At 61.6% G+C, this 14,119-nt stretch carries 11 protein-coding genes; 4 read left to right on the top strand and 7 right to left on the bottom strand.

Translation table 11 applies throughout. The annotated features are described in order from the left end of the window. Positions 1–10: 10 nt before the first annotated feature. The 7 genes from prmA to gcbA form a co-directional block, all read right to left on the bottom strand. Entirely contained in the window at positions 11–889 is an 879-nt protein-coding gene (prmA, locus tag ABTV29_RS28115; protein WP_433767794.1) for a 50S ribosomal protein L11 methyltransferase, read from the bottom strand. A gap of 267 nt (positions 890–1,156) precedes the next feature. Beyond that, positions 1,157–2,515, bottom strand: a complete 1,359-nt coding sequence (accC, locus tag ABTV29_RS28110) for an acetyl-CoA carboxylase biotin carboxylase subunit (RefSeq protein ID WP_433767793.1) — start codon at positions 2,513–2,515, stop codon at positions 1,157–1,159. 17 nt (positions 2,516–2,532) lie between these two features. Next, positions 2,533–2,991, bottom strand: coding sequence for an acetyl-CoA carboxylase biotin carboxyl carrier protein (gene accB / locus ABTV29_RS28105; RefSeq protein ID WP_433767792.1), 459 nt, complete (start codon positions 2,989–2,991; stop codon positions 2,533–2,535). A 24-nt stretch (positions 2,992–3,015) separates the two neighbouring features. Continuing rightward, positions 3,016–3,471, bottom strand: a complete 456-nt coding sequence (aroQ, locus tag ABTV29_RS28100; protein ID WP_433767791.1) for a type II 3-dehydroquinate dehydratase — start codon at positions 3,469–3,471, stop codon at positions 3,016–3,018. Between the two features lie 132 nt (positions 3,472–3,603). Then, complete coding sequence (locus ABTV29_RS28095) at positions 3,604–5,346, bottom strand: protein-disulfide reductase DsbD (protein ID WP_433767790.1); 1,743 nt, start codon at positions 5,344–5,346, stop codon at positions 3,604–3,606. A gap of 164 nt (positions 5,347–5,510) precedes the next feature. Continuing rightward, positions 5,511–6,554, bottom strand: a complete 1,044-nt coding sequence (locus ABTV29_RS28090) for a methyl-accepting chemotaxis protein (RefSeq protein WP_433772052.1) — start codon at positions 6,552–6,554, stop codon at positions 5,511–5,513. Positions 6,555–7,509: 955 nt separating this feature from the next. Further along, positions 7,510–9,180, bottom strand: a complete 1,671-nt coding sequence (gcbA, locus tag ABTV29_RS28085) for a diguanylate cyclase GcbA (RefSeq protein ID WP_433767789.1) — start codon at positions 9,178–9,180, stop codon at positions 7,510–7,512. 496 nt (positions 9,181–9,676) lie between these two features. Here gcbA and ABTV29_RS28080 point away from each other — a divergent pair, with 496 nt between their 5' ends. From ABTV29_RS28080 to speA, 4 genes are all read left to right on the top strand, one after another. Further along, the gene (locus ABTV29_RS28080) at positions 9,677–10,744 is read left to right on the top strand and encodes a DUF2333 family protein (protein WP_433767788.1); all 1,068 of its coding nucleotides are present in this window, start codon (positions 9,677–9,679) and stop codon (positions 10,742–10,744) included. A 3-nt stretch (positions 10,745–10,747) separates the two neighbouring features. After that, the gene (locus tag ABTV29_RS28075; RefSeq protein ID WP_433767787.1) at positions 10,748–11,317 is read left to right on the top strand and encodes an NUDIX hydrolase; all 570 of its coding nucleotides are present in this window, start codon (positions 10,748–10,750) and stop codon (positions 11,315–11,317) included. A gap of 177 nt (positions 11,318–11,494) precedes the next feature. Continuing rightward, positions 11,495–11,866 carry a translation initiation factor Sui1 gene (locus ABTV29_RS28070; RefSeq protein WP_110966161.1) on the top strand — a complete coding sequence of 124 codons (372 nt, stop codon included), beginning with the start codon at positions 11,495–11,497 and terminating at the stop codon, positions 11,864–11,866. 219 nt (positions 11,867–12,085) lie between these two features. Further along, a complete protein-coding gene (gene speA / locus ABTV29_RS28065; protein ID WP_433767786.1) occupies positions 12,086–13,999 on the top strand; it encodes an arginine decarboxylase in 1,914 nt (637 codons plus the stop codon). Positions 14,000–14,119: the final 120 nt, after the last annotated feature.

The raw sequence follows: 14,119 nt of genomic DNA, 5'->3' as shown, positions 1-14,119 counted from the left end.
GGCGCTCATTCTAGCGCCGACGGCCTGTAATGCGCACCCAGCCATCGCGATTGGCGATCGGGTCCAGGTCGAAGTCCTTGGCGTAGGCCGCTGCGACCTCGTCACCTTGCTCGGCGAGGATGCCCGACAGGGCCAGGCGTCCACCTGGCTTGACCAGGCCGGACAATTGCGGCGCCAGGGATACCAGCGGGCCGGCGAGAATGTTGGCGACCAATACATCGGCCTGAACCTGTGGCATGTCCTCCGGCAGATACAGCGGGAACAGCTCTTCGGCGATATTGTTGCGCCCGGCGTTGTCACGGGAGGCTTCAAGTGCCTGCACGTCGATGTCGGTGCCCACGGCATGTTTGGCGCCGAGCAGCAGGGCGGCAATCGCAAGGATGCCCGAGCCGCAGCCGAAGTCGAGGACGTTGCAGCCCTTGAGGTCCTGGCCGTCGAGCCATTCCAGGCACAGAGCGGTGGTCGGGTGAGTGCCGGTGCCGAATGCCAGGCCCGGATCGAGCAGCAGGTTCACGGCGTCGGGCTCGGGCGCGGCGTGCCAGCTCGGCACGATCCACAGACGCTGACCGAAGCGCATTGGCTGGAAACCGTCCATCCAGCTGCGTTCCCAGTCCTGGTCTTCGATCACTTCGCTGTGATGCTCGGGCAGCGGGCTGCCGGTCAGCAATTCCAGGTGGGCCAGTACCGGGCCTGGCTCGGTACCGCCTTCGAACAGGGCCAGCAGGTGCGTGTGCGACCAGAGCGGGGTGGTGTTGAGTTCCGGCTCGAAGATCGGCTGATCTTCGGCGTCCATGAAGGTCACCGACACGGCGCCCACTTCAAGGAAAGCGTCTTCGTAGGTTTCGGCTTGTTCTGGGCTGATGGCGAGACGGACTTGCAGCCAAGGCATGGCGGGCACCTTTGAAAAATATTGATTGCAGCCTGGTGGGCGGCGAGAAGCAGGCAAGTTTACGCGAGCGCGGAGGTTTTGTGGGAGTCCACGATGCCTGTGGGGGCGAGCTTGCTCGCGATGACGGAATTACATTCAACATCTTTGTTGCCTGATCCACCGCTATCGCGAGCAAGCTCGCTCCTACAGGGGGGCAGTGTTGCTTGATGAAATGTCCAGAAACAACAAAGCCGCCCGAAGGCGGCCTTGTCATGTGCCGGTCGAAGCTTAGTGCTTCTCGCCAGCCAGCTTGTGCTCGAGGTAGTGAATGTTCACGCCCCCTTTGCAGAAGCCTTCGTCACGGGTCAGGTCGCGGTGCAGCGGGATGTTGGTCTTGATCCCGTCGACCACGATCTCGTCCAGCGCATTGCGCATGCGCGCCATGGCTTCGTCACGGGTTGCTCCGTAGGTGATCAGCTTGCCGATCAACGAATCGTAGTTCGGCGGAACGGCATAACCACTGTACAGGTGCGAATCGACGCGAACGCCGTTGCCGCCTGGAGCGTGGAAATGCTTGACCGTGCCCGGGCTCGGCATGAAGGTTTTCGGGTCTTCGGCGTTGATCCGGCATTCCAGCGCGTGACCGCGGATGACGACGTCATCCTGGGTGAACGACAGCTTGTTGCCGGCGGCGATGCTGAGCATCTCCTTGACGATGTCGATGCCGGTGACCATTTCCGATACCGGGTGCTCCACCTGAACACGGGTGTTCATTTCGATGAAGTAGAAACGACCGTTCTCGTACAGGAACTCAAACGTGCCGGCGCCACGGTAGCCGATGTCGATGCACGCCTTGACGCAGCGGGCGAGGACTTCCTGGCGGGCATTCTCGTCGATGCCCGGTGCCGGCGCTTCTTCGAGAACCTTCTGGTGACGACGTTGCAGCGAGCAATCGCGGTCGCCCAGATGGATGGCGTTGCCCTGGCCGTCGGACAGGACCTGGACTTCCACGTGACGCGGGTTGGTCAGGAATTTTTCCAGATAGACCATCGGGTTGCCGAACGCTGCACCCGCTTCGGAGCGAGTCAGTTTCGCCGAGGCGATCAGGTCTTCTTCCTTGTGCACCACGCGCATGCCGCGACCACCACCGCCGCCAGCGGCCTTGATGATCACCGGATAACCGACTTCACGACCGATGCGCAGAGCGGTTTCTTCGTCTTCCGGCAGTGGGCCGTCGGAGCCTGGAACGGTCGGTACGCCAGCGGCGATCATCGCGTGCTTGGCCGAAACCTTGTCGCCCATCAGGCGAATGGTGTCGGCTTTCGGGCCGATGAAGGCGAAGCCGGAGTTCTCGACCTGCTCGGCGAAGTCGGCATTTTCCGCGAGGAAACCGTAGCCTGGGTGAATGGCAGTGGCGCCGGTCACTTCGGCCGCGGCGATGATTGCCGGGATGTGCAGGTAGGATTGCGCGGCGGAAGCCGGACCGATGCAGACGGATTCGTCTGCCAGGCCCAGGTGCATCAGCTCTTTGTCGGCCTTGGAGTAAACGGCGACGGTCTTGATGCCCATCTCTTTGCAGGCACGCAGAATCCGCAGGGCGATCTCACCGCGGTTAGCGATCAGAACTTTTTCCAACTTCGCAGTCATCAAAGGCTCTCCGCGGTTCAAACGATGGTGAACAGCGGTTGGTCGAACTCAACCGGCTGGCCGTCTTCAACGAGGATGGATTCGATCACACCGCTGGTTTCAGCTTCGATGTGGTTCATCATCTTCATGGCTTCGACGATGCACAGGGTGTCGCCTTTCTTCACGGTCTGGCCGACTTCAACGAAGGCTGGCGAGGTTGGCGAAGATTTGCGATAGAAAGTACCCACCATCGGCGAACGGGCAACGGTGCCGTTCAGTGCTGGCGCGGCTGCGGCAGCAGGGGCAGCGGCCGGAGCGGCGGCAGCGACAGGCGCGGCAACCGGAGCAGGCATTGGAGCCGGTGCGTAGTACTGCTGAGCCGGAGTCTTGCTGTTACGGCTGATACGTACGGACTCTTCGCCTTCCTTGATCTCAAGCTCGTCGATGCCGGACTCTTCCAGCAATTCGATCAGTTTCTTAACTTTACGGATATCCATGAATCATCAACTCCCAAGGGTTGGTCAGGGGCGCTTAGCTTGTTGTTCAATCTGTTCCAGGGCGGCCTCCAGGGCCAGTCGATAACCGCTGGCGCCAAGGCCGCAGATCACTCCCACCGCGACGTCGGAGAAGTAAGAGTGATGGCGGAAAGGTTCGCGTTTGTGCACGTTGGATAAATGCACTTCGATGAATGGGATGCTCACCGCCAGCAGCGCGTCACGTAATGCGACACTTGTATGTGTAAAAGCTGCGGGGTTGATCAAAATGAAGTCCACGCCTTCGCTGCGAGCGGCGTGGATGCGGTCGATCAATTCGTACTCGGCATTGCTCTGCAGGTGCAGCAGGTGATGGCCGGCTTCACGGGCGCGGCGTTCCAGGTCCTGGTTGATCTGCGCCAGTGTCGTGGCGCCATAGGTGCCCGGTTCACGGGTGCCAAGCATGTTCAGGTTGGGTCCGTGCAGAACCAGTAGCGTCGCCATCGGTTGTTCCCATGTTGTCGGTGAGCAATTGTCAGAACCCGGCGACTATGCCGCAAAGCCTTTGTGACTGTCCAGTTCTCTGCAATAGCCAGCACGATGCCCGATGTTTGCGCGAAATATATGACCGCTTGATTAAATCCGGTCATTCGCCTTCGCGACACGTTCGGCGAAGTCGCTGGCGTTGATCTCTCCGATCACACGAACATCGATCCGTTCAACGCCGTCCTTGCCGAAAAACATCAGCGCCGGGGGACCGAACAGTTGGTAGCGGTCCAGCAGTGCCCGTTGTTCGGCGTTGCTGTCGGTGATATCGAAGCGAATCAGTCGATAGCCTTTCAGACGTTCGACGACGATGGCGTCATTAAGCACTTGGTGTTCGATGACTTTGCAGCTGATGCACCAGTCGGCGTACCAGTCGAGCAGTAGCGGGGTGCTGGCGGCACGGGCTTCGGCCAGTACGCGATCGAGGTCCTGCGGGGTGCTGACGGTTTGCCACGCGTTGGCGTCGGGCGCGGAGGCCTCGACTACGGCTGTGCGTGGCTGGCCGATCGGATTGAACGGGTCGCTCTGGCCGCTGAACCCGCCGTACCAACAGGCCAGGGCGTAAAACAGCAGGAACATGCCGAGCAACTGGCCCAGGCGCTTTCTCGGCGGTTTGTAGACGAATTCCAGCGCCCCCAGGAACAAACCGACGCCGCCGGCCAGCAAGCCGATCAGCAGCAGGGTGACCTGGCCGGGCAGTACCCGACCGAGCAAACCAATCGCCAACCCCAGCAGCAAAACCCCAATCGCGTTTTTCACGTAGACCAGCCAGGGCCCGCTTTTCGGCAGCCATGCCGCGCCGCCCGTCGCCACCAGCAGTAGCGGGGCGCCCATGCCCAGGCCAAGCATGAACAGTTTCAAACCGCCGCCCAGGGCATCGCCGCTGGCGCTGATATACAGCAACGCGCCGGCCAGGGGCGCCGAGACGCAGGGCGAAACCAGCAGGCTGGACACCACGCCCAAGACTGCCGCGCCCCAGAGGGAACCGCCTTCGGTGCGACCGGCAATGCGGTCCAGTCGACTGCTGATCGCCTGTGGCAGTTTGAGTTCGAAGACGCCGAACATCGCCAGGGCAAACAGGGCAAAAAACATCGCAAACGGCACCAGCACCCAGGCCGATTGCAGTCGTGCCTGCAGATTGAGCTGTGCACCGAACAGGCCCATGAGGGCGCCGAGCAGGGCAAAACAGGCCGCCATCGGTAGCACATAAGCCAGAGACAGATTAAAGCCGCGCCAGCCACCGACCTGACCGCGCAGCACCACACCGGAAAGGATCGGCAGCATCGGCAGCACACACGGGGTGAAGGTCAGGCCCAGGCCCGCAAGGAAGAACAGCGCCAGTTCGCGCCAACCCCAGTCATGAACAGTGGTTGCGCCGTTGCCATCAATACTCAGGCGTTCGGTTTCCGGGGGATAACACAGACCTTTGTCCGCGCAGCCCTGATATGTCACGGCCAGGGTGAACGGGCGTTGATCGGTGCGCGGCAGTTCGACGTCGAGGATGCCGTGGTAGACCTCGACATCGCCGAAGTACTCGTCGTGCTTCTGTTCGCCCTTGGGCAATTGTGCCGCACCGAGGCTGACATCGGCCGGATCGGCGCGGAACTGGAAGCGGTGGCGGTAGAGGTAATAACCCTCGGTGGCGATGAAGCGCAGCTTGATCGATTGTGGCGTGCTTTCCACCAGGCTCAACTTGAAGGCTTCGCGCACCGGCAAAAAGTCAGCGCTGTTGTTGATCGAACCCAGGGTCGAACTGGGACGACTCTCCAGCAGGCCGGTGGCGGCGGCCGGCAGGGCGAGCACTAACAGCAGCAGGCAGAGCAAACGGCGCATGGCGGTCTCGCGTATCGGGCTTGGGGGGATGATAGCGGACAGCTGATAGGTGTGCAGGCAAGGTATTGAGGGGGATTGATCTGATGCCATCGCGAGCAGGCTCGCGCCCACAGAGGGGCTGCGCATGACCCTGTGGGAGCGAGCCTGCTCGCGATGGCGATATATCAGACGCGGAAAGCCTGAACGGCTGTATGCAGTCGCCCACCCAGTACCAGTAGATTCTCCCCCTGCTCACGTCCTTCACCGATGCGCAGCAAGTTATCCCCACCCAATTGGTGGATGCGTTCACTGTGATCGCGGATCTCGCTGACCGCGCCGCTCTGCTGGGCGGTGACATCGGCGATGCGTACCGCGGTGTCGGAAATGGTCTGGATCGCCCCGACGATTTTATCCAGCGCGCCATCCGCTGCCTGGGCCTGGCTGGCGGTGGCTTCGGCGTGTTCGACCTGGGCACGCATGCCTTCGACCGATTGTTGCGCGGCAGTTTGCAGCCCGGCGATCAGGGTCTGGATTTCCGCCGTGGCACCGGCGGTGCGCATGGCCAGTGAGCGGACTTCCTCGGCGACCACGGCAAAGCCGCGGCCCATTTCCCCGGCGCGTGCCGCTTCGATGGCGGCGTTCAGTGCCAGCAGGTTGGTCTGGTCGGCAATCGAGCGGATCACCGTCAGCACGCCGCCGATGGTCGCGGACTCTTGCGCCAGATGCTCGATCATCTGCGCGTTGCCCTGGACTTCACCCACCAGCGCATGCAGGCCGGTCAGGCTCTGGCCGATGACTTTCTGCCCGTGTTTCACCGCCAGCCCCGCATGGCGGCTGGCGTCGGCCGCCTGACTGGCATCGCCGGCGACTTGCTGGATCGTCGCTTCCAGTTCGCCAAGGGAATCGCGGATCAGCGCCGTGTCACCGGCCTGGTGTTCGGCGCCGCTGTGCAGGTCATTGCTCAGCTCCGCCAGGGTCCGGCTGCTGCCGGCGACCTGTTCGGCGTTCAGGCGAATGGTCCCCACCAGATCCACCAGGTAGGCCCGCAGGCGATTGAGCGAGGCTTCGATGTCATGCAGTTCGCGGTTGGTCTTGCCCAGCTGGATGTCTTGGCTGAAGTCGCCCTCGGCCCAGGTCGAGAGGGCAGGGGCGAGGTTGGTCAGGGTCCGCGCCAACTTGCGTTGCAGGGTGTCGATGAGTAGGGCAATCAACAGAATCAGGCCGATCATCAGGCCTTGCATCAGGCGCACCTCGCCCTGGATTTGCCCGTGCTGGGCCCGCACCACTGGCTCCAGGCCTGCGATGGCCTGCTGTACATCGGCGATTTTCAGGTGGGTCGCGGCGCTGAGGTCGGCGCGTTTCTGGATCTGGTCGCGGGTGCGCGCCAATTCCGCGGGATAGCGGTTGAGCAGGCTGTTGAGCTCGCGCTTGAAACCGACCCCGGCGTCTTCGGCAGCAGTTTTCTCGGTGTTTTCCAGGCCCATCATCGCGGCGAAATCATCAGTGTTCGACTCGCTGCTGGCCGCCACACCCAGCAATGGCAAGGCGTCCAGTTGGCTGGCCTGGGCGCGGATGTTGCCGACTTCGCGCTCGACATCGGCCGCCAGCTCACTGCGACCGCTGCTCACCAGCTTGTCCCGGGCCAGGGACAGTTTGCCCAGGTGCTGGGCGGCGGCGAGCAGGGGTGTCAGGTACGCCGCGTTACCGTTGGCGTACTGGCTCAGTTGATCGAGGCTGGCGCCCAGTTCGCGTTCGGCTTGCAGTAACAGGGCCTGCGGGTCGCCCGCGAGTTTGCCGGCGGCCAGCAAGTCGGTTTTGCTGAATTCGTTAAGGCTCGACAGGCTGGGGCGCAAGGTTTCAGCCAGCGCCGGTGGCAATTGGCCGAGTTCCTGTTGCAGGTTGTCGATGGCCTGGCTGGCGCTGCTCAGGCGCAGGGCGTCGCCGCTGGCGAGGTAGTCCTCGACGTTGCGTGCCACGTCGTTTTGAAACTGCTGGGAAAGGCCGAGGTAGCGCTCCATCAATAGATAGGGGCGCTCAAGGGCTTTTTGCGACCACCAGAGCGTGGCGCCAAGGGCCACGCACACGGCAACTAAAAGGACAGTATTGAGATTGGTCAGCAGCTTCAGGCGCATCGCGGGACTACCAGCGGCGGAATGTTAAGCGCCTGAATTTATTGCGATTTTGTTACACGGTTATGACGGAAGGGGTCGATTGAGATGAAAAAGTGGCACTTTGCTTTGACGCGGGCACGGCGTGCACGCGGTTGCGCCCGGCCGCTTTGGCTCGATACAGCGCCTCATCCGCCTGGCTGGCCATCAGCAGGCTGTCAGTGTCTTCGCACAGTTCAACCACCCCGGCGCTGAAGGTGCACCACAGGTCTTCCGGTTGGGCGGGGTAGTGAATCTCGGCAAAACGCTGGCGGATTTCGTCCAATACGTTGTGGGCCGCTTCGATGTCGGTGTCGGGCATGACGATGGCGAACTCTTCGCCACCGTAGCGACCGATGAAGTCGGTCTTGCGCAGCCGCTGTTTGAGGAACAGTGCCAGGCTCTTGATCACCCGGTCGCCCATGGGGTGGCCGTGGCTGTCGTTGACCCGCTTGAAGTGGTCGATGTCGAGCATGGCAAAGCTCAGGGGCTTGCTCTCGCGGCGGGCGCGGAATGAGCAGTCCTCGAGCAATTGCAGAATGTGGGTGTGGTTGTACAGGCCGGTGAGGCTGTCGCGGACCATCCGCGCTTTCAGATTGCGCGCCCGCGCGGCACGGTTGCGCACGGTGGTGATCAGGTGCCGGGGCTTGATCGGCTTGGTCAGGAAGTCGTCGCCGCCCTCGCTCATGGCGTCCAGTTGCTTGTCCAGGTCGTCCTCGGCCGACAGGTAAATGATCGGCACACTGACATAGCGGTCATTGTGGCGGATCACTTTGGCCAGCTCCGTACCGGTGCAGGCCGGCATGTACATGTCGAGGATGATCAGGTCCGGCTGGAAATCCGCCAGCTCGGCCATGGCCTGGATCGGCTCGATCAGGGTCCGGGTGACGATCCCTGCACTATTAAGGAGGCGCTCGGTGTGCAAGGCCTGGGCGCGGGAGTCGTCGATGATCAGGACTTTATAGGGTTCGTACTGGGCGACGCAGGTCAGGACTTCGATTTTCTCCAGCAGGCTCGACGCTTCGAGGGTGCCGGTGAGGAACTCCTGGCCACCGGCGCGCACGGCGGCCAGGCGGGTCGGGGTGTCGGTTTCATGCAGGCTGAAGAACAGCAGCGGCAATCGATGATCGAGGCCTTCCTGGGCTTCGGCGGCCAGTTTCAGGCCGACACCGGGGCCGCTGAAGTCCACGTCCATGACAATCGCCGCCGGCAAACGCTCGACCATCGAGGAGCGGAACGCCGCTACGCTGTCCAGGGCCTGGGCGCTGAGGCCGAAGAATTCCAGTTGCTTGGCCAGGCGCTCGGCCCGGTCGTGATCCTGCAGCATCACGTAGATCGGCTTGCGCAACGGCGGCAGAAAGGTCTGGTCCAGTTGGTCGCCGTGGCGCAGGCCGGTGCGCGACAGGCGCTGCATCAAACGGTTGAGATCGGTGATCAAGTCGCTGCTCAGGCGTCCGCGATTAGCGTCGACAGCCTCCAGCGACAGGCTGATCTGGCGAGCCAGTTGTATGTGTTCCGGCTGTTCGAAGCGCTCGGCAAACCGTAGCAGGCGCAGGTTGGCCTCGCTCAGTTCCGACAGATCGTTGGTGGACCACTCGCTGCGTTGCAGGCGCTGCCATATCTCAAGAATCTGACGTGCCTGATGAATTACCCGCTGGGCAAAGTGGTGCCTGAGGCGCTCGCGGCTGGGATCTTCTGGCTCGGTCATATCCTGACTACTAGTTAGGGGGCACGCTGAGGTCGACTGGTGGCTCTATGCTAGCATCTCTTTTCAATTGCATGAGTGTCGTACGTCAATAATCTGCAAAGCGAGCGCATTCAGTTTGTGACCGGCTAGTCTGTAATTGGCTGGCGATTCTTGAAGGAGGCCTGTAGATCGGGGCTCTCAGGGTTTTTCCCAGTGGGGTGCGTGGCGACTGTCGAGGGAATATGGGGGCTCGCTCCCTGATTGATTAACGGCATGAATGCAAAGGCATTTCTCGGTCAGGGCGGCTAGGGGAATCCCTTAGAGGCAATCCTCCGGTTCAGCCAATCAAGCACCGGTGGTTGACGGCGGTGGCATGGCGCATCCGATGGCGTGGTCTGTTTTCACCCATCGGGAAGCTTATTTCCGACATGATTCCAACGGCGGGTGCCGGGCCAAGGCACGTTGTTGTATGGTTGTGGTCGAACCGATGAACCCAAGAGCTTGAAAGGAAATCGCCATGCTGGACTGGAAGAACCGCGCCGGTAGCGCGCCCGAACGTGCCGCCGAACCGAAATCGGCTACCCGCAGTTACCTGGGCGGCCTGGTGTTCAGCCGGGCGCTGGCCACGCTGGTCGGTATCTACCTGCTGGTGACGATTGTGCTGGGCTGGTACTGGAGCGAGGAGCCTGCACTGTTTCCGGTGCAGCAGACCGCGCAGATGGCTGCCGAGAAAGAAGGCAAGCAGATGGTGGTCGGCTATACCACCGTGGAAACCCTCAAGACCGTTGCCGGCACACTGCTGAACAAACCGGGTGGCTACATTTCCAACGACCGCTTCCCGCCGGGCCTGTGGATGGACAACATGCCGAGCTGGGAATACGGCGTGCTGGTTCAGGTCCGCGATCTGAGCCGCGCGATGCGCAAGGACTTCGCTCGCTCGCAATCGCAATCCACCGAAGACGCCGATCTGGCCAAGGCCGAACCGCGTTTCAACTTCGACAACAAGAGCTGGATGCTGCCTTCCAGCGAGTCCGAGTTCCAGGAAGGCATCAACTCCCTGACCCGCTATCAGAACCGCCTGTCCGATCCGAACCAGAAGACCGCGCTGTTCTATGCCCGCGCCGACAACCTGAACAACTGGCTGGGTGACGTCGGGACGCGTCTGGGTTCGCTGTCGCAACGGCTGTCGGCCAGCGTTGGCCGGGTCAAGCTCAACACCGCGCTGAAGACTGAAGCCGTCACCCCGGGTGTCGCGCCTCAGGTCGACGAGGAAATCGTCGAGACCCCATGGATGCAGATCGATAACGTGTTCTACGAAGCCCGCGGCCAGGCCTGGGCCTTGTCCCATCTGCTGCGCGCCATCGAAGTCGACTTCGCTGACGTGCTGGCCAAGAAGAACGCCACGGTCAGCGTGCGCCAGATCATCCGTGAGCTGGAAGCATCGCAGGAGCCGGTCTGGAGCCCGATGATCCTCAACGGCAGCGGCTTCGGGGTGCTGGCCAACCACTCGCTGGTCATGGCCAACTACATTTCCCGGGCCAACGCGGCGGTGATCGATTTGCGTCAACTGCTGAATCAGGGCTGAGTCATGGTCGACAGTTCCAGCAACAACCTGCGCGAGGCAGCCCATCGGGCCGCTTCCGACGCAGAGCAGATTGCCTGGGTCGACGAGCAGGACAACCTGCTCGGCGCGCTGGTGCGTTCCGACTTGCGCGAACGCGGGTTGATCGGGCGGGGCACCTACATCATGTTGTTCAACTCACGGGGCGAGCTGTGCGTGCACCGGCGGACCCTGAGCAAGGCGATCTATCCGGGTTATTGGGACGTGGCGGCGGGCGGCATGGTGCTCGCCACAGAAACCTATGCCGAATCGGCGGCCCGGGAGCTGGAAGAGGAATTGGGGGTCAGTGGTGTCGAGTTGACCGCCCATGACCATTTTTTCTTCGAGGACACCGGCAATCGCCTCTGGTGCTCGGCGTTTTCGGCGGTGTGGGATGGCCCGTTGGTTTTGCAGCCGGAAGAGGTGCTGGAAGCGCGCTTTTTACCGGTTGAAGAAGTGCTGCGGGAAATCAGGGAAAAGCCTTATTGCCCGGACTCCCTGGCAGCCTTGAAACGCTATCTGAGGTCTCGCGGCGAAGACGTCGCAAAAGAGCTATAAATTGGCGCCGATTGGCTCTTAGCAATCGGCGTTTTTGCCGTTACACTGCGCGACCTTTTCAAGCTGAACCGACATAGCCCGGCTCAGTAGCGCTGCCCCTGCCTGAGTGGGGCTTCGCGGTCGATAGCCTTGCCCAAGTGCTGCGACCAGTCTTTGTCCTCCCATAGAGGATTGCCGGTGGCCAAAAAAGCCGCATCCTTCGCCGCCTTGGGCGGCCTGGTGTTTTCCACCGACGCAGGTCGTCATTGCCCGGAATGCAGTAAACCGGTGGACGCCTGCATCTGCAAACAGACCGTTATCCCTGCTGGCGACGGCATTGCTCGCGTGCGTCGCGAAAGCAAGGGCCGTGGCGGCAAGACGGTGACCACCATCACCGGCGTGCCGCTGGCTGAAGACGCGCTCAAGGAACTGGCGACCACGCTGAAGAAACGCTGTGGTACCGGTGGAGCGTTGAAAGACGGCGTCATCGAAATCCAGGGCGATCATGTCGAGCTACTCTTGGCAGAACTGATCAAGCTCGGTTTCAAGTCGAAGAAATCCGGCGGCTAGCAGCCTCTGTGAAAACCACCTGTGGCTTGATCCAGTCCTGAAGTCCTTCAGGCCTGGCGTCGTCACCATGGTTTTCACAGAGCCTGTTCATGACCGGTTTCTAAACTCGTTGCGGTCGGCGGGGTCTATTCCCCCGTTGATGAACCGTCATTTTCATTCTTTAGACTGCGCCGGCCTGATTCCAGGCGACGCACCATGACTTCTTTATAGGGGACTTCGATGTCCGTACGACGCACACGCAAAGACGATGGCAGCCAATGGACAGTTGCGGACAGCCGCAGTGTTTACGGGATTCGCCATTGGGGGGCCGGGTATTTCGCGATCAATGACGCCGGTCGCGTCGAGGTTCGTCCGAACGGTCCGAGCAGCTCGCCCATCGACCTGTTCGAGCAAGTCGACCAGCTGCGCAAAAGCGGCCTGTCCTTGCCGCTGCTGGTTCGTTTTCCCGACATCCTGCAAGACCGCGTGCGTCAGCTGACCGGCGCGTTCGACGCCAACATCGAGCGCCTGGAATACCAGAGCAAGTACACCGCGCTGTACCCGATCAAGGTCAACCAGCAGGAAGCGGTGATCGAAAACATCATCGCCACCCAGAACGTTTCCATCGGCCTGGAAGCCGGTTCCAAGCCTGAGTTGCTGGCGGTGCTGGCGCTGGCGCCGAAGGGCGGCACCATCGTCTGCAACGGTTACAAGGACCGCGAGTTCATCCGCCTGGCGCTGATGGGCCAGAAGCTCGGCCACAACGTATTCATCGTGATCGAGAAAGAATCCGAAGTCGGTCTGGTGATCGAAGAAGCGGCATCGCTCAAGGTCAAGCCACAGGTGGGCCTGCGGGTGCGTCTGTCGTCGCTGGCCTCGTCGAAGTGGGCGGACACCGGTGGCGAGAAATCCAAGTTCGGCCTGTCGGCGGCGCAACTGCTGTCGGTGGTCGAGCGTTTCCGCGCCGCGGGCCTCGATCAGGGCATTCGCCTGCTGCACTTCCACATGGGTTCGCAGATCGCCAACCTGGCGGACTACCAGCACGGCTTCAAGGAAGCGATCCGTTACTACGGCGAATTGCGCAACCTCGGCCTGCCAGTGGATCACATCGACGTCGGCGGCGGCCTGGGTGTGGACTACGACGGCACCCATTCGCGTAACGCCAGTTCGATCAACTACGACATGGACGATTACGCCGGTGTCGTGGTCGGGATGCTCAAGGAGTTCTGCGACGCGCAGAGCCTGCCGCACCCGAACATCTTCTCCGAAAGCGGCCGTTCCCTGACCGCGCACCACGCGATGCTGGTGGTGCAGGTGACAGACGTCGAGAAACATAACGACGAAGTGCCGCAGATCGAGAACAAGGACGCGCTGCCGGAAACCGTGCAGTGGCTGGTGGATCTGCTGGGCCCGACCGATATCGAGATGGTCACCGAAACCTACTGGCGCGCCACGCACTACATGAGCGATGTCGCCGCCCAGTACGCCGACGGCAAGCTGACCCTGGCCGAAAAAGCCCTGGCCGAGCAGTGCTACTTCGCCGTGTGCCGTCGCCTGCACAACTCGCTGAAGGCGCGCCAGCGTTCCCACCGCCAGGTGCTGGACGAACTCAACGACAAGCTGGCCGACAAGTACATCTGCAACTTCTCGGTATTCCAGAGCCTGCCGGACACCTGGGCCATCGATCAGGTACTGCCGATCATCCCGCTGCATCGCCTGGACGAAGAGCCGCTGCGCCGCGCTGTGCTGCAGGACCTGACCTGCGACTCCGACGGCAAGATCAATCAGTACGTCGATGAGCAGAGCATCGAAACCAGCCTGCCGGTGCACGCGCTGAACGAAGGTGAGGATTACCTGCTGGGTGTGTTCCTGGTCGGTGCCTACCAGGAAATTCTCGGTGACATGCACAACCTGTTCGGCGACACCGATTCGGTGAACATCTACCAGAACGCCGATGGCAGCGTGTACCACGCCGGCATCGAAACCCACGACACCATCGAAGACATGCTGCGCTACGTGCACCTGTCGCCAGAAGAGCTGATGACCCACTACCGCGACAAGTGCGCCAGTGCCCGCATCAGCGCCAACGAGCGCACGCAGTTCCTCGATGCCCTGCGTCTGGGTCTGACCCGCTCTTCTTACCTGTCTTCCTGAGGTAAGTCCTGCTCCCATCAGGTTGTCTGAAAATGTACCGAACACCTCGGAATTTTCAGATGATCTGGTGAGGCATCTCTCTTTTTTCCAGCGAAATAATCTGCGTCCTCGGCGATTTCA

Origin of the sequence: Pseudomonas putida (assembly GCF_050989985.1) — a bacterium.
In the GTDB taxonomy this organism is placed as follows: Bacteria; Pseudomonadota; Gammaproteobacteria; order Pseudomonadales; family Pseudomonadaceae; genus Aquipseudomonas; species Aquipseudomonas putida_AI.
Note: the sequence above shows the minus strand (reverse complement) of the source record. Positions and strands in the feature narration are given on the sequence as shown.

Coding starts and splice junctions, on each gene's coding strand:
- prmA (WP_433767794.1), bottom strand. CDS start 889: ATGCCTTGGCTGCAAGTCCGTCTCGCCATCAGCCCAGAACAAGCCGAA.
- accC (WP_433767793.1), bottom strand. CDS start 2,515: ATGACTGCGAAGTTGGAAAAAGTTCTGATCGCTAACCGCGGTGAGATC.
- accB (WP_433767792.1), bottom strand. CDS start 2,991: ATGGATATCCGTAAAGTTAAGAAACTGATCGAATTGCTGGAAGAGTCC.
- aroQ (WP_433767791.1), bottom strand. CDS start 3,471: ATGGCGACGCTACTGGTTCTGCACGGACCCAACCTGAACATGCTTGGC.
- ABTV29_RS28095 (WP_433767790.1), bottom strand. CDS start 5,346: ATGCGCCGTTTGCTCTGCCTGCTGCTGTTAGTGCTCGCCCTGCCGGCC.
- ABTV29_RS28090 (WP_433772052.1), bottom strand. CDS start 6,554: ATGATCGGCCTGATTCTGTTGATTGCCCTACTCATCGACACCCTGCAA.
- gcbA (WP_433767789.1), bottom strand. CDS start 9,180: ATGACCGAGCCAGAAGATCCCAGCCGCGAGCGCCTCAGGCACCACTTT.
- ABTV29_RS28080 (WP_433767788.1), top strand. CDS start 9,677: ATGCTGGACTGGAAGAACCGCGCCGGTAGCGCGCCCGAACGTGCCGCC.
- ABTV29_RS28075 (WP_433767787.1), top strand. CDS start 10,748: ATGGTCGACAGTTCCAGCAACAACCTGCGCGAGGCAGCCCATCGGGCC.
- speA (WP_433767786.1), top strand. CDS start 12,086: ATGTCCGTACGACGCACACGCAAAGACGATGGCAGCCAATGGACAGTT.